Source organism: Mucilaginibacter achroorhodeus, assembly GCF_007846095.1.
GTDB classification, from domain to species: domain Bacteria; phylum Bacteroidota; class Bacteroidia; order Sphingobacteriales; family Sphingobacteriaceae; genus Mucilaginibacter; species Mucilaginibacter achroorhodeus.
Genome location: NZ_VOEI01000009.1, coordinates 1 through 16,806 on the forward strand (window position 1 = coordinate 1; position 16,806 = coordinate 16,806).

The window sequence follows — 16,806 nt, forward strand, 5'->3', positions numbered from 1 at the left end:
GCAAGAACCGAATGAGCGCATTGAACGCTGTCAGGAACAAGATCGTTCACAGAATATTTGCCGTCATTAAAAAACAGCAACCCTATCAAATCAGTTTGCTTTTGTCATAGAAATCAGACTGACCCTACTTCTTGAAAGCATTAAGATGCCAATGCTTCATTTTCCTTTCTTATCCTTACGGTAAGCATTGCTGCGTTAAGCAAGCTGAATATGAAACAGGTGTAATACAAATTAAAGGCAAGCGGTATAACCGCTATCTCAATAATCACAATAATGTAGTTGGGATGCTTAATATACTTGTAGATCCCTGTTGCCACAGGGGGTGTGCCAGGCACTCGGTAAATTCGGGTATTCCAATAAGTGCCTAAATTGGCTATCACTATGGCCTTTAAGCAACAAAGCAACACAAATAATGCGATGAGGTAATAATTTGCAAAAACTTCATGACGCAGGTTATATTCCACTATCAGGCTGATGATAAACAGCGTATGCATAATAACCATATAAGGGTAATGATCTCGGCCGTATTCAACAGCACCATGTTGCAGCAACCATTTCTCGTTACGTGATGATACATACAATTCTGAAAGCCGCTGGCATATCAAAAATGCAATAAAGATGTAGAAAGTCATTTCCGCTTAGTTTTTCATATCCAATAAAAGCATTTCGCTGCTAAAACCAGGCCCCATTGCCAGCATCAGCCCTAAGCCATCAACAAAACCTTGCTTTAAAAAGCGCTCTAACACATACAGAACGGTTACGCTGCTCATATTGCCATTTTCTGTCATAACATCGCGGGTATTAGCAAGCTGTGCATCATCAATATGAAGTGCGCCCATGTAGGCTTCCAACACTTTGCGCCCTCCTGGATGGAAAATAAAGTTGCTGATGTCACTTAATTGCACGCCCTGTTTTTTCAAAAACTGATCTATATCATCTTTAATGTATTTGTTGATTATGGTAGGGATATCTTTAGAAAAAACAACCTTAAAGCCATCGTCCCTAAAATCCCAACCCATTACATCAAGCGCATCATAATACAATTTACTGCTGTTGGCTTTCACAGTCAACTGTTTATTTCCATTGCCATGATTATCGCCAGTTATAATGCAAGCGGCAATACCATCAGAAAACAGGCTCGAGCCTATAAAATTGCTTTTACTGTAATCATTTTTAATAAGCGTTAGCGAACAAAGTTCAACTGCTACCAATAACACCGCGGCATCGGGGTTGGCTTTGGCAATAGCAGCGGCCCTGGCGACACCCGCAACCCCTCCTGCACAGCCTAAACCCCATACGGGCAAACGGTTAATATGCTCGGGCAAACGCATCTTGTTAATGATGAGGGCATCGATGCTTGGAGTGGCAAGGCCGGTTGTGGATACAAAAATGATATCCGTTAGCTGGTCTTTATTTACACCTGCTTCCTTAAGGGCTTGTTCTGTTGCCTGTATGGAATATTGCAACGCAATATCAATATAATCGTTGTTGCGCTGTTCAAAAGTATTGCTTTCGCCATACCATTCAATCGGCTTCACAAAATTGCGGGTAATGATACCGGTGTTGTCAAAGGCCTGTAACAAGCGGTCGGCGTGTTCAACATTGCCGGCAAATAAGGCGCGGGCCTGTCCCTTTACGTCTTGCTGGGGAACTTTAAAGGGTAAATTGACGCCAGAAACGGCTTTAATATGAGGCATGTTATTTTTTTAAGGTGATTTATACAAAGAGATACGTTTAATAACCACCTTTGGTTGACAACATTTGATAGATTGCCGTGTTTTATTTTTATACCACCACCAAATAGTAAAAAAAACCAAAATGCCGGAGCTACCCGATCTTGAAGTATTTAGCCACAACCTGCAAAAGAAACTAAAAGGTAAAACCCTTAAACAGGTAACCATGCACACCGCTAAGCTAAACGTTAGCAAGCAGGAATTACAGGACGCTTTAGCAGGTAAAAAACTTACATCTGTTTATCGTGAGGGCAAAGAGCTTTATTTTGAATTCGATAAGCAAACAATCCTTGCTATGCACCTGATGCTGCATGGTAAGCTATTTTTCTTTACCGGGAAAAGTGACCAAAAATACAGCATTGCAGAACTGCTTTTTGAAGACGCAGACGGACTTGTTTTAACCGACTTCCAAAAGGCTGCCAACCTCACGCTCGATCCGGAAGAAAAACAGGCACCAGATGCTTTATCAAAAGATGCCGATGCGGATTATTTTAAAAATATTCTGGCTAAAAAGAAAACCAATATCAAAACCTTTCTATTGGATCAAAAGATCATTCGCGGCATTGGCAATGCCTATGCTGATGAGATATTATGGGATGCGGGGATATCGCCATTTTCGGTAGCTAATAAAATACCTGATGATAAGATAAAGGCATTGATCAAGTCAATACATTCGGTACTTACTGATGCGCAAAAACAGATCATCAAACACGATCCGGATATTATTGCCGGCGAAGTGCGAGATTTTATGCTTATCCACAATTCAAAAAAGAAGACCAGCCCTAAAGGGGCGGAAATAAAGATCGATGCAGGCAGCCGAAAAACCTATTATACCGACGAGCAGGAATTATTTAGTTGATATACACCGATTTACAACTAGCGGTAACGAAAATTTTAGTCGCAACGCCCTCCGCTTATTTTCTGCAAAATTAAAACATTTAACCCAAGCCCCATGTTGGTATTGTAACAATTACAAAATACCATGGGAACATTACAACACATAGAACACCAGATATCAGCGCTTAATGACCTGATAAAAATAAACAACGATCGTATTGCGGGCTATCAAAAAGCTTTGGAAGGCACAGACGACAGCGGCTTAAAAACTGTTTTTGAAGGCTACATTGACCAAAGCAAAGGCTATGTTAATGAGCTTAACGATTACATTCATACGCTGGGTGGATCACCTGCCGACGGTACAACACTTTCAGGCAAATTTTACCATACCTGGATGGACGTTAAATCTGCATTTACAAAAAAAGACAGCCACTCTGTACTGGCTGATTGCGAATACGGGGAAGACGTGGCCAAGAGTGCTTATCGTAAGGCGTTGGATGATAAAGAACTGATATGGGAAGATGATAAAGTGGTTAGCCTGCTAAACAACCACATGAGTGGACTTAAAATAGCCCATGATGCCATAAAAGCCCTGCGCGATTCAGCGAAACAGGAAGCTTAAGGAAATCGAATACAACAAGAAAGCCCGTGCAAATTGCACGGGCTTTCTTGTTTGATAACCATATGTTTTATGGTGCCGTAGGTGTTACCGGCGTGGCAGACATTACGCTATCCACAACAAATGTACTTACGCCCCTCCATGGCAGGGTATGCAAATATTCCTTGTAATGCAGTTCTAACATCGCACCGGCGCTCCTATTCAACTTATCGGCTACCTTTTCATCGGTAACAGAGAACATAAACTCGTTTGATGAAATGTTGCCCTGTGTTTGCGAACGGATACCGCTTTGTATCAACCTGCCTTCGTAGGTTTTAAAAAGATAGCCTTTTTTCACAAAATAGTTCATGGTGCCTGCTTTGGTACCTTCGCCAAATACAAAATAGTACCTGTAATAAAATATGCCACCAAGTACTACTATAAGCACTAAAGTAATAATGGTGATAATGCGTTTCCTGTTCATGTGTTATGTGTTTACAGCCTAACACACAGCAGCATTATAAGTTTACAAAATATTGAACCAACGAGGTAAAATCATCAAATTTCAGGTCGTAATCGTCCGTTGTGCCGAAACCGTAGCTCACAAACACGAAGGGTATTCCTGCCAAACGGCTCTGTTCACCATCGCCGGCAGTATCACCAACATAAACCGGATTTTGTAAACCGTGCTTATCCATCAGCAATTTGATGTTATGGTTTTTTGGCATAAAGTTTACGCCGTGGGCAAGCTCATCTTTTATCAGATCATCAATGCCGGCCCAATCAATAAACTGGCGAATGATGCCTTTTGCGCAATTGCTGAGTATAAATAAAGGGTAATGTTCTGCCAGTTGCTTTAAACCCTCGCGCACGCCGGGGTACAAAATGCCGCCTTTCTCGCGAATGAGATTGTGGCGCCTGTCATTAACAGTGCTGTAAATAGCAACGCGCTTATCATGGTCAAATTCGGGCATCAGTATCTCTATCACTTTCTTGCCTTCCATACCCACCATGCCGGCCAAAACATCACGGGTGATGGTCTTATCGATCCCCATCTCGTTAAAAACAAGATTCCATGAATATGCATAAGTGTCAACAGCATCCCATAAGGTGCCGTCCATATCAAAAATTAGGCTATCGGGTTTTTGCATGGACGTGAAAGTAAGAAGTTTTTTGGAATGGTGGACTTTTGTACGGACAGTAAATTTTTAATCAATTCTTCGTTAGGAAAGGTGGTTGATCATTGATCGTTGGTGGAAGTTACTTTCTTTTTTTCCGCAAAAAAGAAAGTAACCAAAGAAAAAACTCGCTGCTACGGTAACGCGCTACAAAGTTTCTGCTTTAGCACTGCTTGTGCTATCCGCACGTTCCGCTATGCAGCTTTTGTTCGGTTGCGTTATGCATGTGCTTCCTTTTTGTTCTCCTGGTTAGCAAAGAAGCTTCGGGCAGAAGCAGGCAGAATAATGGTGGCATTGAGCATTGGACAAAGGATTAACAATACCTGCCTGAAGGGGAGCGATGAGCGAACGAAGTAGCGGTAAGATTTGCCGTCCGTGGTTTTGCTCCCTTGTAAAGCAAAGGCCAGATGCGTAAAGAAGCATCTTTACTAACTTAATCTTTGATTACTTTGTCTTAATAAATGTAATTGAAAACTATGGCATTATTCAATTATCAGTAAATAGTACCACAACAACAGCAATCAATACCATTGCCTTAGGTAATAGTTCAATATCTTTGTGGTATGAATAAGGCGTTCCCGATTTATGACATTTATTCGTTGGCTGATCATCAGCATAATGATTTGTTGATAAGCCGTTTTGCGCCTTACCTTGTTAAACATCAAAACTTAACTCTGCCGCATAAACACACATTTTATCACGTAGTACTTTTTACAAAAGGCGGGGGCAAACATTCTATCGATTTTAAGTACTTTGAAATTAAGCCCTATCAGATCTATTTTATGGCACCCGGACAAGTACACCGATGGGACTTTGAGGGTGAGGTTGATGGTTATATCATCAATTTTTCGCCGGAGCTGTTTCAGTCGTTCTTACTTCGGCCTGATTATCTCGAAGGCTTTACGTTTTTTAGCGGCAATGTTGATGACGAGGTGATAAATCTGAGCAACACAACCGGCAAAGAGCTTGCAGCTTTATTTGAGAAATTGCTGGCAGAAGCAGATAGGACCAACCGCCCTGATCTTGATATGGTAAGGGCATTGATGCTGCAGTTATTTATTACGGTTGCGCGCGAGGGTTTAAAAGAAGAACACACTGGCGCACCTAATTACAATTATACACTGCTGCAGGGATTTAGAAAACTGGTTGATAAAAACTTTACAACCCTGCGGCTACCCAAAGATTATGCTGCACTCTTATACATTACGCCCAATCACCTGAATGCGCTATGTAACGATATGATCGGAATTTCTGCAGGTGAACTGATAAGAAACCGGGTGATATTAGAAGCTAAACGCCTGTTGGTGAACCACAGCATGAACATAAACGAGATAGCCGGCAAACTCAACTTTGCTGATAATTCTTACTTCAGCAAATTTTTTAAAAAATATACCGGCTTTAACCCCGAAGACTTTAGAAAAAACCCCGTAGCACAATGAAAATCAACGATAAAGAACCCAACGGGTATGTACCAATGATGGTAGGCCTGATAAAAGCCAAATGCCCGCGTTGCCGCCGTGGCGACATATTTGCCTCACCTACTTATAGCTTTAGCGGGCAAAAAATGCATGACCGTTGCTCACATTGCAACCTGTATTACGAGCGCGAACCCGGTTACTGGTATGTGGCCATGTTTGTTAGCTACGCTTTAAACGTTGCAGAGATGGTTACCTTTGCAGTTGGCCTGCATACCCTTACCGGCTCAAACTCGCCATGGTTGTATGTGTGTGTGTTACTGGGTGTGATATTTATACTTTCGCCGTTTAACTACCGGTATTCAAGGGTTATTTTGTTGTACTGGCTAACTCCCGGTTTGCATTACGAACCCGGGCGTGCTTTAGATAAGCCCGTACAAACCCAACAAGATCAAAATGATAATTAAAGATTTACAAAGCTGCCTATCTTGTACAGCAAATTGTCCATTTCAAAAGGTTTCGCTATAAAGTCATCGGCACCGGCATCAAGGGCACTTTGCTCAATGTCTTTACTGGCAGATATCATAATTACCGGGATATTTTTGGTTGAAGGCAACGATTTAAGTTTACGGCAAATGTCTCGCCCGTCATCGCCGCTCATCCATATATCAAGCAGAAACAGATCGGGTAGTTCTTCGCGTATATTAAGCACTGTTGAGCCATCAACGGTACTACTAACTTCGTAACCCTCAAACTCAAGAAGCATCTGAACAGCATCTACGATCCCCGGATCGTCATCGGCTATCATAATTCGTTTCGGTCTCTCGCTCATTTTCAGTCCCCTCACTTTTTTGATCTAAAAAGTGAAGGCTGGTTTAACTGTGATCAAATTATTTAGTTTTCGGTTACCACATCTTTGATAACAGGAAGTGAGAAGCAAAAAACAGACCCTTTTTCTTCTTCGCTTTCAACCCACATTTTTCCTCCTTCGCGGCGAATAATTTCGTTGGAAATGTACAATCCCAGCCCCAATCCGGGGAATGTGTGCTGGTTACTTCCGCCTACACGGTAAAACTGTTCAAAAACCTTTTCAAGCTTCTCTTTCGGTATTCCAATACCAAAATCTTGTACAGTTACAATTACACTATCTTCTTCGCGTCGGGTACCGATAACTACCCTGTTGGCATGCGGCGAATACTTAATAGCGTTGGTTATCAGGTTGGTTAGTACTTGGCCAATTCGTTCTTTATCAGAATAAACCTGCCCGGCTTCCTCAAAATCCATCACCAAAATATGCCGGTTAGTGGTGTGCTGTATATCCTGCACAACGTCCTGTACAACGGCATTAACATCAAACCATGTTTTGTTGAACAGTATCTTCCCGGAGTTAATTTTGGTAACATCCAGCAGGTCACCTATTAAATTGGTTAGGCGGTTCAACTGGGCATCCATCTTCATCACCATGCCCGCCTTTTTATCCTCACCCTCCTGGGTTAGCATTGCGCCAAGCACTTGTGCATAAGCCTTTACGCTGGTTACCGGTGTTTTTAATTCGTGACTGGCTATCCCAAGAAAATCATCCTTTTGGCGGGCCAACTGCTTTTGCTCATCAATATCGGTATTGGTACCAAACCATTTCACTATCGCGCCGTCATCTGTAAAAGGCAGCGCACGCGACAAGTGCCAGCGATACTCACCTGTGCTGTTCAATAAGCGAAACTCACACTCAAATAGTTCATTAGTTGCCAAAGCTTGCAGCCATTGGGTGCTGCAACGCTCCCTATCTTCCGGATGCACCAACTGCAGCCATTTATTACCAAAGATCTCCTCAACAGGTAAGCCGAAGTAATGTTCGGTTTGGCGGTTCACATAATCGAGCATGCCGCCGGTATCAAACGTCCACAGCTGGGCGGGCATAAAATCGGTAACAAAAGCAAACTGGCTTATTTGGTCATTCAGTTCATTGTTCTTTTCCTGGAGCGCTATATCTATTTTGGTTTTCTCCGTAACATCTGTACACGAACCAACGTAGCCTGTGAATTTGCCATCAGCATCGTACTGTGGGTTCCCGATGGCAATAAACCAGCGGATCTCGCCATCATTGCGCTGCATTCTAAAATCTATATCATATACCCGCTGCTTGTTAAGGTCGTGTATAAATTTGCGTGCCGCACGCCCCCTATCTTCTTCTACAATAGCATTTAGCCAACCGGTGCCCAGGGTTTCTTCAATAGATTGGCCCGTCCAATCTGCCCAGGTTTTGTTAACATAGGTTATTAATCCTTCGGCATCAGCGATCCACAGGGCAGTAGGCGATGCACTGGTTAACTTTTGCAGCAATTGTTCACTTTGTATTAACGCCTCTTTATCGGCCAGTTCGCGCCTCAGATCACGTGCTATTGTTGCACGCCCGCGAGGTGCACCATACGTATCAAATATCATGATGGAGGTAACTTGCACCGGGATAGCCTCGCCGGTAACAAAATGCCTGAAGGTTACACGCCCGCTCCATTTACCGCCTTCTAAAAGCTTGGGATTTATTTCTTCATTTAAACGCCTCGCATCATCAGGCATTAAAAACTGCGAGTTGTGTGCAACCTTATTACCTTTACTTAACCCCAGCATTGTCTTCCCAGAGGCGTTAACATAAGTGACGTTGCCAGATGGCTCTGAGAGACTGATAAAATCTGAAGTATTGTCTATCAACGTAATAAGGCGTCGCTGCTCATCCCGCTCGTTAATTTCCGATCCGATATCAAGCGCCGTACCTGCGAAACGGATGCAGTTACCATTCTCATTAAAATAAGCTTTACCCTTACAACGCAGCCAGCGCGTAATTTTATCTTCGGCACCAATTGTTCTGAATTCGATATCGTACCTTCCTTCGCCATCTGGTTTTAGCGCTTGTTGAACAGCTTCGTCAACCAAAGCCTGGTCGTCCGGATGAATGTGTTTTAACAGATCGTTGTAATTGATCTCGTCATCTTTTGAAAAGCCAAACAGCTGCTTACACCTGTCATCCCACTTTACGGTATTATTTTGCGGATCAAAGTCCCATGTACCAAAACCTGCCGAATCTAAGGCAAATTGGATGCGCTCTTCGGTATCTGCCAGTTTCTGGCGTGTAAGCACCAACTCCGTAACGTCTGATGCTGTATTTAATATGCCCCAAACCTTACCTTGCTCATCTTTTAAAGGCTGATAGTTAAAGTTGAAATAAAATGTTTTTAGCTCGCCGTCAATAAACAGAAATACTTTCTCTGCATTAGCTTCGTAAGGTATACCCGTTGCAAAAACATTTTTCAGGATGCCCACAAAAGGCTGGTTTTCCATTTCAGGAAGCGCTTGCAGAAAAGTTTTGCCTAAAACCGATTCATCTTTGCCCCAAACTTTTAGTATAGACTTATTTACCAGTTGAATAACAAGCTCCGGACCTACATACAGCCCCACGGGAGATGGCGATTCTTCTATAAGCGTACGGAAAATATTTTCGTTCGCAGGCAAATTCAGGTAGTTGTAATCCATCACAGTTTGCGCAGTTAAATGTCCGGGAAGGGAAAATTCAAAGAGAGATACTGCTTAAAACACAATAATAACTTTTAAAGTTGGTTTTTACAATCCATGGTTGTTTTAAAACTATAAAGAATAATTTTTAAGTTAACTATTATGTCTACTGCATTTCTTATTTAAACATAAGAGTTGTCTTTTGCGTGCGGCAAATGCTATATTGGCACATATCTACCAAATAAGAAACATGAACACTAATGATAACGGTACAGTGAGCTTTAATGTTACCGATGAAGGTATAGCTACCATCAGTTTCTTTCATCCGTCGCAAAATTCGCTTCCATCCTATTTACTTAAGCAATTGGCTGATGCTGTAGAACAAGCCGGCCGTAACGCTTCCGTGCGGGTTATTGTGCTGCAAAGCGGTGGCGAACGCACGTTTTGTGCAGGTGCAAGTTTTGACGAACTATTTGATATAAAAGATAAAAATACGGGTGCATCTTTCTTCTCCGGATTTGCCAATGTTATCAATGCCTGCCGCACTTGCGGCAAAATCATTATAGCACGTGTACAGGGTAAAGCCGTTGGCGGCGGCGTGGGATTAGCGGCGGCTGCGGACTACTGCCTGGCAACAGAAAGCGCATCCATTAAATTAAGCGAACTGGCAATAGGTATCGGCCCATTTGTAATATCGCCGGTTGTTATCCGCAAGGTAGGGTTAGCTGCATTTTCACAGCTTACCATCCGCGCAAGCGATTTCCAGACAGCACACTGGGCCTTAGAAAAAGGTTTGTTTAACGAAGTTTATGACGATATACCATCACTCAACGAAGCTGTATTATCGCTGAGCCGTAAGCTGGCATCCTATAACCCGGGTGCGCTTGCAGGCTTAAAGCAAATACTTTGGGAGGGTACCGAGAATTGGGACCAACTGCTTGCCGAACGCGCAGCTATCAGCGGGGAGTTGGTTCTCTCCGAGTTTACCCAGCAGGCGTTGAATGGCTTTTTGAAGAAGTGATGAGGGAGTTGGCGATTAAATATAAACGATAGCGTCGTTGCGAGATTTCGGATGCACATCGGACTCGCGGCAATCTCATCGTTGGCAGACGAACGCGAAGAGATTGCCGCGTCGTTCCTCCTCGCATGACATTTAAAACCCAAAAGCGCCTTTTCTATCCAGAAAAGGCGCTTTCGATCTATAAAGATGAGATTACCATCTGCGGCCAAAATGGTGGCCGCGGCCGTGAAAATAGTTGTCTCTGTATACTACACGATCAACAACAACCGGGCGGCGGTAGTAACGACGGCCGTAATAAGCCGGGCGGTAATAACCACCTACTACAACCGGGCGATTATAATATACCGGCGCGGGTGCTGGCGCATAAACAGGTGCCGGATCATAATACACCGGAGCTGGTTCATAATATACGTGGCGCACCGGTAAATTAACGCCGATACCGATGCTCACTTGTGCTTTTGCAAATTGTGCGCTGGAGGCTAATACAAGTGCTATAATTGAAATTCTTAAGGTTTTCATAACAGTAGTTTTTAGTTACAATTATTTTATCATTTGTTGATATGACCTTAAAAACGGGGCATGGTTTAAAAAAGTATACTCTTTTTCAGAATATCAGTGTTCATACAACCGTAATCTGCTGCGTAAAGCACTCATTTCCTGTCGCATATCTTCTAACTTGTGTAGCAAATTATTTATGGTAGCTACGCCCGCTTCGTTAATTTCAAGCTGTGTGTGCAGGCGTACCATGCGTTCAAGTTTTTGTATTTCATCAAGCGGGATGCACTTGGCTTTGTTTACCCTGGTAACTTTTACCAAACCAGCATCAGCCAGGTAATCAATAAAGGTGTATTCAACGTTATGGTAGACGCAAAAATCGTCAACACTTATTACTTGCTCTGTTTTCATGGTTATTATAGTTTAGCCAGTTTTTCAAATAAGTCCTTTTGTTCTGCTGTTAGTTTGGTAGGTAACTGCACGTTGTAAGTAAGGTACAGATCTCCCGATTGACCATCCTTTTTATAAACCGGCATTCCTTTACCTTTCAACTTTACTTTGGTTCCGCTTTGAGTTCCCGGCGCAACTTTTAATTTAACTTTACCTGTTAGCGTATCGGCGGTTATCTCGCCACCTAAAATGGCAGTGTAAAGATCAAGCGTTATATTTTTATGCAGATCGTTACCGGTACGTTTGAACTCTGCATCTTCGGGTATTGAGAAAGTTATATAAAGATCGCCCGCCGGCGAACCATTTGAACCGGGGCCACCATGGCCTGCTATCTTAATGGTTTGTCCGTTCTCTATCCCTGCAGGGATGGTTAAACGGATGTTTTTGCCGTTGACCGTAAGCGTTTGCTTCTTTGATTCCAGCACATCGCGCAGGCTAAGCTGTAATTCAGCATTCAGGTCCTGCCCGCGGTAACGTGCGGATTGCCTGCTTTTGCCGCCTCCGCCGCCAAACATCGAACTAAAGAAATCAGAAAAATCTCCACCGCCACCACCGCCAAAATCAAAGCTTCCAAAATCCTGCGCGCCGCCGCCTTCATAGGTGTAGCCCCGGTTTTGCTGCTGCTGCTTTTGGGCTTGTTCGTAAGCTTCGCCATGCTGCCAGTTTTCGCCGTACTTGTCGTACTTTTTGCGCTTCTCCGGGTCGCTCAAAACCTCGTTGGCTTCATTCACTTGTTTAAACTGCTTTTCGGCCTCAGCGTCGTTAGGGTTTACGTCGGGATGGTACTTACGCGCCATTTTACGATAGGCGCTTTTAATTTCCTTGTCGGTAGCAGTTTTTGCTACGCCGAGTACCTTATAGTAATCAATAAATGCCATAGCTAATTAATGTATTACTGTAAACCTGTAAAGCGTAAAAATGTGTGTGGGTTACTGATGTTTTACATATTTTAGATAATAAACAATCAAAGTAAAGTTTGCAGATGGAGATCGTAAACTGATCAAAATGATGCCTTATATGTGTAGGCTAATGCATCACAGTTATGATTTTTTAGTTTTTGTATTTCATTAGGAATGGCAATACAATAAGTACTATAAGTTTGACGCTACGCTCGCAAAGACACCTTTAAAGATATAAACCATTTCGAGTTCTCACTGTTATCCTTCATAAATACTTACAACCATGAGAACCATAACCATACCCGGTAATCCTGAAACGCTTGGCGCTATCATGATCCCGAAAACTGAAGGAGAATTTCATGACCACGAGACCGTGCGTATCGTATCATCAGACACAAATGCATCGGTAGAAAAAACTATTTTCCGCATTGTTGATGGCGGCGAGGATAAGTGGGAATTGCAGTTTGAATAAGATAACGCGCCGTTGTGAGGTACAAAGTAGTCCACCGCCTTTTTTAAAGCCGGGAGATTGCTTCGTTCCTCGCAATGAGGCATTCGAAACTAAGATCTATTACTCCTTGGTAAACAAATATTCTTTACCGCCCTGTTTAAGCGTAAATTCTCCTTTGGCAGCCCTAAATTCCATAACGATACCCGCTTTATCAAATTCGAAAACACCTTCGGTTTTCGTGGCATCAAGCGGAAATGCCGATTGTCCGGTTGCTTGAGCAATCAAATTAGAACCATCTTTAGTGATGTTGATCTTTAACGGTATTTGCTTACTGCTGTATACGCCAATGTAATCATCCAAACCTTTGACTGCCGTAAAATTTGGCATCTCAAACGGCTCGTTAAAGCTAATGTTATAAACAGCCTGCATTACGCGTGATGGATCAAAACTACCACCATTTGATATGTAGCTTACAGCAAATTTTTGTTCTGGGAAATACGCCAGTTCAGACCGGTACGCATCTATAGCGCCGCCATGCCCATAAACTTTGCGGCCTTTAAACTGTGTAGCAAACATCGCTGAACCGTAATTATCGGTAGACGTTTTCATCAACTCCAGGCTGGCCGGCTTAATTAACTTGCCATCAAACAAGGCCACAATAAATTTATCCAGATCTGCCGGTGTTGATACCATTGATCCTGCACCGGTTGGTATGCTCATATCTGTTTCAGAGAATTTGGTCCATTTACCGCTATAGGCATATGGTAACGCCTCATTTTTAGCGGTGTTTATTTTATCGCCGTAATAAGTGTCCTTCAAGCCGATCTTATTGATTATGCGTTGCTTCACCAGCTCCGGATAACTTTTACCGCTTATTTTCTCTATGATGTAGCTTAACAGTAGAAAGTTGGTGTTGCTGTATTGGCCTTTGGTGCCCGGCTCAAAATCCGGCTTCATGGCGGTTATTCGGGCTAACATTTGCTGGTGCGTTTGCGGGCTTAGCATGTAGCTGAAATATTGCGGATCGTTGGTGAAATTATGCAATCCGCTGTGGTGGTTCATCATCATCCCGATGGTGATCTTAGCGGCGTTCGGAATGGCGGGATAAAATTTATCTAAGGTTGAGGTTACAGACAGTTTGCCTTCTTCTACCAGTTGCATTACCATTACACCGGTAAACATCTTGCTGATAGATCCAATGCGATATTTAGTTTCAGCAGTCGCCGGGATTGTTGAAGGGCTATCGATGTCAGCATAGCCAATACTTTTTTGATATACCAACCGGCCATTTTGCATAATAGCCAGGCTGCCCATGCTCCTGTTATTGGTGGCTAATAAATCTAACAGACTATCTAAACGGGGCTTGTTAACGGTTTGTGCGTTGGTTTTTACCATAGCGCCACATATTATGACAACTAATAAGAGTTTTCTCATCATGACAGGTTTTGCAGTTGGACAACAACATCAAAATTTTGTTACACTTTTTAGGAATTATCAATCTGTAAGCGGTGAATTATCTTTCCTTCAAAATCCCATCGTTATTCTTTGTTCTGCCTGCTCAAAAAATTAAAAATATCCGTTTTATCTAATAACTTTATATTTGCAAAAACCACGAGTGAAGGATGCCGGTCAAAGGAAATCAATTTCGATCTAACAGCTTTAAAGAGGAGAATCAACCACGCGAGGGCGGCGGCAGAAAACCGCAGCGCGAACGGCAGATAAGACAGGCCCAAACCGAGCGTCAGCCAATGTTCGACCTGCGCGATGGCCGCCTTATCAAGATACTGGGTTTATTTTCACTCATTTTATCGGTTTTCTTTCTTATTGCTTTTACATCATACCTGTTTACCTGGCAGCAAGACCAAAGTTATGTGTCTAAAGCCAATGGCGGCTGGAGCAATCTTTTCAAGACCACTAAAGAACTTTTGGAGAACGGTGTTGCCAACCCTATGGTTGATAACTGGCTGGGTAAATTCGGCGCGTTGCTTTCAAACCAGTTCATTTTCGAGTGGTTTGGAGTTGCATCATTCCTTTTTGTGTTCATATTTTTCATTATAGGTTACCGGCTACTATTCAAGATCAGGTTATTCTCGGTAAGTAAAATGCTGGCTTATACGCTATTTAGCATCGTATTTCTTTCGGTGGCCATTGGTTTTGTTCATGCTTTTGTATCAGATTATCCACACTTTGCTGAAGGCAACTTCGGTTTCTGGACAAACCGTTTGCTTGCAGCTCAAATAGGTCAATCCGGCACAGGTTTCTTGCTTATCTTCCTGGCGCTGGCTGTGCTGGTAATAGCCTATAATATTGATTTCAAATTACCCGCCCGTAAAAAGCGACTTAACGACGATATTGCCCCTTTAATAGCACCTGAGCCGGTTGAATTGGAGAACGAAGAAATTTCTATCCCTGTGGAGTGGCCGCGTAACGGCGCCAATAACCGTGTAAAGGACATGCTCGCCGCAGAGGCTGCCGCAAGTGCCGTTGTTGAACCTGTAAGGCAGCAACAGGTAATGCCAACGCCGGTAAACGTAAAACATGAACCTGTTACGTTAACGCCCGAGCCTACAGCAGAGCAGGAAGTTGAGGAGGAGACAGAGATACCGCTAACGGTTAATGTTGAACGCCCTACCCCGGTGATGAGCATTGAAACAAGCGACGATGATAAAGCAAAAGGACTGGTTGATACTTTTGGCATATTTGACCACAAACTGGACCTTGCATCCTACAAACTGCCTACGCTTGATCTGCTGGAGAACTACGGCACCGCCAAGATCTCTGTAGATGCTGATGAATTAGAGGCCAACAAGAATAAAATTGTTGAGACCCTTAACCATTACAACATTGAAATAGATAAGATAAAAGCTACCATTGGCCCAACGGTTACGCTTTACGAAATTATCCCTGCACCGGGTGTACGTATCTCCAAGATCAAAAATCTTGAGGATGATATCGCCCTTAGCCTTGCTGCCTTGGGTATCCGTATCATCGCGCCGATGCCTGGTAAGGGTACTATTGGTATTGAAGTACCTAACCAACACCCTGAAATGGTTTCTATGCGTTCGGTGTTAGCTACCGAGAAATGGCAGAGTAACACCATGGACCTGCCTATTGCTTTGGGTAAAACCATCTCTAATGAAGTATTCATCGCCGACCTGGCTAAAATGCCTCACTTACTGGTTGCGGGTGCTACCGGCCAGGGTAAATCGGTTGGTATCAATGCCATATTGGTATCGCTGCTTTACAAACGCCACCCTGCTGAGCTGAAGTTTGTTTTGGTTGATCCTAAAAAGGTGGAATTAACCCTTTTCCGCAAAATTGAGAGGCATTTCCTGGCTAAACTACCTGATGATGGTGATGCAATCATCACCGACACCAAGAAGGTAGTGAACACGCTTAACTCGCTTTGTATTGAGATGGACCAGCGTTACGACCTGCTTAAAGATGCACAGGTGCGTAACCTTAAAGAGTATAATGCCAAATACGTAAACCGTAAAATAAGCGATCCTGAAAAACACCGCTACCTGCCATTCATCGTACTGGTGATAGATGAGTTTGCCGACCTGATGATGACCGCCGGTAAAGAGGTTGAACAGCCTATTGCCCGCCTGGCGCAGCTGGCGCGTGCTGTTGGTATTCACTTGGTTATTGCTACACAAAGGCCTTCGGTTAACGTTATTACGGGTACCATTAAGGCTAACTTCCCGGCGCGTTTGGCATTCAGGGTATTATCAAAAATAGATTCACGTACCATTCTTGATGCAGGCGGCGCAGATCAGTTGATCGGTCGTGGTGATATGCTTTTATCAACCGGCAGCGACCTGATACGCTTGCAGTGTGCCTTTGTGGATACGCCGGAGGTAGAAAAAATATCAGACTTCATCGGCAACCAACGTGGTTACCCTACCGCCATGTTATTGCCTGAATATGTTGGCGATGGCGAAGCCGGAAGCGGCCCTAAAGAGTTTGACCCGGATGATCGCGACTCGATGTTTGAAGATGCAGCGCGTTTGATCGTACTCCATCAGCAAGGTTCAACATCACTCATTCAGCGTAAAATGAAGTTGGGGTATAACCGCGCAGGCCGTATCATCGATCAGTTGGAGGCAGCGGGCATTGTTGGGCCATTTGAGGGCAGCAAGGCCCGCGATGTATTATTCCCCGACGAATACAGCTTGGAGCGCCACCTTGAAGAGCTTCAGAAACCTCGGGATTAAACTTATTT

General features: G+C 43.4%; 17 protein-coding genes. 7 read left to right on the plus strand and 10 right to left on the minus strand.

What is annotated here, in order from left to right; translation table 11 throughout:
- Window positions 1-140 precede the first annotated feature (140 nt).
- Both FPZ42_RS18560 and FPZ42_RS18565 read right to left on the minus strand, forming a co-directional pair.
- Window positions 141-632 carry an isoprenylcysteine carboxyl methyltransferase family protein gene (locus FPZ42_RS18560; protein WP_146273369.1) on the minus strand — a complete coding sequence of 164 codons (492 nt, stop codon included), beginning with the start codon at window positions 630-632 and terminating at the stop codon, window positions 141-143.
- Window positions 633-638: 6 nt separating this feature from the next.
- Window positions 639-1,697 (minus strand): type III polyketide synthase, encoded by a 1,059-nt coding sequence (locus FPZ42_RS18565; RefSeq protein ID WP_146273370.1) that lies wholly within the window; start codon window positions 1,695-1,697, stop codon window positions 639-641.
- Window positions 1,698-1,818: 121 nt separating this feature from the next.
- On the opposite strand from FPZ42_RS18565, the gene FPZ42_RS18570 reads away from it, so the two are divergent.
- A complete protein-coding gene (locus FPZ42_RS18570; RefSeq protein ID WP_146273371.1) occupies window positions 1,819-2,592 on the plus strand; it encodes an Fpg/Nei family DNA glycosylase in 774 nt (257 codons plus the stop codon).
- Between the two features lie 123 nt (window positions 2,593-2,715).
- Window positions 2,716-3,192: a ferritin-like domain-containing protein gene (locus FPZ42_RS18575; protein ID WP_146273372.1), complete on the plus strand. Its 477-nt coding sequence runs from the start codon at window positions 2,716-2,718 to the stop codon at window positions 3,190-3,192.
- 67 nt (window positions 3,193-3,259) lie between these two features.
- Here FPZ42_RS18575 and FPZ42_RS18580 read toward each other — a convergent pair whose 3' ends face one another.
- Window positions 3,260-3,652 (minus strand): hypothetical protein, encoded by a 393-nt coding sequence (locus FPZ42_RS18580; RefSeq protein ID WP_146273373.1) that lies wholly within the window; start codon window positions 3,650-3,652, stop codon window positions 3,260-3,262.
- Window positions 3,653-3,686: 34 nt separating this feature from the next.
- On the minus strand, window positions 3,687-4,319 hold the full coding sequence (locus tag FPZ42_RS18585) for an HAD family hydrolase (RefSeq protein WP_146273374.1): 633 nt from the start codon (window positions 4,317-4,319) through the stop codon (window positions 3,687-3,689).
- Between the two features lie 590 nt (window positions 4,320-4,909).
- Here FPZ42_RS18585 and FPZ42_RS18590 point away from each other — a divergent pair.
- The gene (locus FPZ42_RS18590) at window positions 4,910-5,785 is read left to right on the plus strand and encodes a helix-turn-helix domain-containing protein (RefSeq protein ID WP_146273375.1); all 876 of its coding nucleotides are present in this window, start codon (window positions 4,910-4,912) and stop codon (window positions 5,783-5,785) included.
- Window positions 5,782-6,228 (plus strand): DUF983 domain-containing protein, encoded by a 447-nt coding sequence (locus FPZ42_RS18595; RefSeq protein ID WP_261382345.1) that lies wholly within the window; start codon window positions 5,782-5,784, stop codon window positions 6,226-6,228. The genes FPZ42_RS18590 and FPZ42_RS18595 overlap by 4 nt, the downstream gene beginning before the upstream one ends.
- Here FPZ42_RS18595 and FPZ42_RS18600 read toward each other — a convergent pair.
- Both FPZ42_RS18600 and FPZ42_RS18605 read right to left on the minus strand, forming a co-directional pair.
- A complete protein-coding gene (locus FPZ42_RS18600) occupies window positions 6,225-6,593 on the minus strand; it encodes a response regulator (RefSeq protein WP_146273376.1) in 369 nt (122 codons plus the stop codon). The two genes, FPZ42_RS18595 and FPZ42_RS18600, sit on opposite strands and share 4 nt — an antisense overlap.
- Before the next feature lie 62 nt (window positions 6,594-6,655).
- Window positions 6,656-9,286, minus strand: coding sequence for a PAS domain S-box protein (locus tag FPZ42_RS18605; protein WP_146273377.1), 2,631 nt, complete (start codon window positions 9,284-9,286; stop codon window positions 6,656-6,658).
- A 229-nt stretch (window positions 9,287-9,515) separates the two neighbouring features.
- Here FPZ42_RS18605 and FPZ42_RS18610 point away from each other — a divergent pair, with 229 nt between their 5' ends.
- Window positions 9,516-10,286, plus strand: coding sequence for an enoyl-CoA hydratase/isomerase family protein (locus FPZ42_RS18610; protein ID WP_146273378.1), 771 nt, complete (start codon window positions 9,516-9,518; stop codon window positions 10,284-10,286).
- A gap of 192 nt (window positions 10,287-10,478) precedes the next feature.
- Here FPZ42_RS18610 and FPZ42_RS18615 read toward each other — a convergent pair whose 3' ends face one another.
- The 3 genes from FPZ42_RS18615 to FPZ42_RS18625 all read right to left on the minus strand — a co-directional run bounded on the left by FPZ42_RS18615 (window position 10,479) and on the right by FPZ42_RS18625 (window position 12,109).
- Entirely contained in the window at window positions 10,479-10,805 is a 327-nt protein-coding gene (locus tag FPZ42_RS18615; RefSeq protein WP_186458830.1) for a hypothetical protein, read from the minus strand.
- Window positions 10,806-10,898: 93 nt separating this feature from the next.
- Window positions 10,899-11,192, minus strand: a complete 294-nt coding sequence (locus tag FPZ42_RS18620; RefSeq protein WP_146273379.1) for a chaperone modulator CbpM — start codon at window positions 11,190-11,192, stop codon at window positions 10,899-10,901.
- 5 nt (window positions 11,193-11,197) lie between these two features.
- Complete coding sequence (locus FPZ42_RS18625) at window positions 11,198-12,109, minus strand: DnaJ C-terminal domain-containing protein (RefSeq protein WP_146273380.1); 912 nt, start codon at window positions 12,107-12,109, stop codon at window positions 11,198-11,200.
- 304 nt (window positions 12,110-12,413) lie between these two features.
- Here FPZ42_RS18625 and FPZ42_RS18630 point away from each other — a divergent pair, with 304 nt between their 5' ends.
- Window positions 12,414-12,602 carry a hypothetical protein gene (locus FPZ42_RS18630; RefSeq protein WP_146273381.1) on the plus strand — a complete coding sequence of 63 codons (189 nt, stop codon included), beginning with the start codon at window positions 12,414-12,416 and terminating at the stop codon, window positions 12,600-12,602.
- 99 nt (window positions 12,603-12,701) lie between these two features.
- On the opposite strand, the gene FPZ42_RS18635 is transcribed toward FPZ42_RS18630, so the two are convergent.
- Window positions 12,702-14,015, minus strand: a complete 1,314-nt coding sequence (locus FPZ42_RS18635; RefSeq protein ID WP_186458831.1) for a serine hydrolase domain-containing protein — start codon at window positions 14,013-14,015, stop codon at window positions 12,702-12,704.
- 188 nt (window positions 14,016-14,203) lie between these two features.
- On the opposite strand from FPZ42_RS18635, the gene FPZ42_RS18640 reads away from it, so the two are divergent.
- Window positions 14,204-16,798, plus strand: coding sequence for an FtsK/SpoIIIE family DNA translocase (locus tag FPZ42_RS18640; protein WP_146273383.1), 2,595 nt, complete (start codon window positions 14,204-14,206; stop codon window positions 16,796-16,798).
- Window positions 16,799-16,806: the final 8 nt, after the last annotated feature.

Bases quoted from the DNA above. Each gene is read 5' to 3' on its own strand.
- FPZ42_RS18560 (WP_146273369.1), bottom strand. From the start codon at position 632: ATGACTTTCTACATCTTTATTGCATTTTTGATATGCCAGCGGCTTTCA.
- FPZ42_RS18565 (WP_146273370.1), bottom strand. From the start codon at position 1,697: ATGCCTCATATTAAAGCCGTTTCTGGCGTCAATTTACCCTTTAAAGTT.
- FPZ42_RS18570 (WP_146273371.1), top strand. From the start codon at position 1,819: ATGCCGGAGCTACCCGATCTTGAAGTATTTAGCCACAACCTGCAAAAG.
- FPZ42_RS18575 (WP_146273372.1), top strand. From the start codon at position 2,716: ATGGGAACATTACAACACATAGAACACCAGATATCAGCGCTTAATGAC.
- FPZ42_RS18580 (WP_146273373.1), bottom strand. From the start codon at position 3,652: ATGAACAGGAAACGCATTATCACCATTATTACTTTAGTGCTTATAGTA.
- FPZ42_RS18585 (WP_146273374.1), bottom strand. From the start codon at position 4,319: ATGCAAAAACCCGATAGCCTAATTTTTGATATGGACGGCACCTTATGG.
- FPZ42_RS18590 (WP_146273375.1), top strand. From the start codon at position 4,910: ATGAATAAGGCGTTCCCGATTTATGACATTTATTCGTTGGCTGATCAT.
- FPZ42_RS18595 (WP_261382345.1), top strand. From the start codon at position 5,782: ATGAAAATCAACGATAAAGAACCCAACGGGTATGTACCAATGATGGTA.
- FPZ42_RS18600 (WP_146273376.1), bottom strand. From the start codon at position 6,593: ATGAGCGAGAGACCGAAACGAATTATGATAGCCGATGACGATCCGGGG.
- FPZ42_RS18605 (WP_146273377.1), bottom strand. From the start codon at position 9,286: ATGGATTACAACTACCTGAATTTGCCTGCGAACGAAAATATTTTCCGT.
- FPZ42_RS18610 (WP_146273378.1), top strand. From the start codon at position 9,516: ATGAACACTAATGATAACGGTACAGTGAGCTTTAATGTTACCGATGAA.
- FPZ42_RS18615 (WP_186458830.1), bottom strand. From the start codon at position 10,805: ATGAAAACCTTAAGAATTTCAATTATAGCACTTGTATTAGCCTCCAGC.
- FPZ42_RS18620 (WP_146273379.1), bottom strand. From the start codon at position 11,192: ATGAAAACAGAGCAAGTAATAAGTGTTGACGATTTTTGCGTCTACCAT.
- FPZ42_RS18625 (WP_146273380.1), bottom strand. From the start codon at position 12,109: ATGGCATTTATTGATTACTATAAGGTACTCGGCGTAGCAAAAACTGCT.
- FPZ42_RS18630 (WP_146273381.1), top strand. From the start codon at position 12,414: ATGAGAACCATAACCATACCCGGTAATCCTGAAACGCTTGGCGCTATC.
- FPZ42_RS18635 (WP_186458831.1), bottom strand. From the start codon at position 14,015: ATGAGAAAACTCTTATTAGTTGTCATAATATGTGGCGCTATGGTAAAA.
- FPZ42_RS18640 (WP_146273383.1), top strand. From the start codon at position 14,204: ATGCCGGTCAAAGGAAATCAATTTCGATCTAACAGCTTTAAAGAGGAG.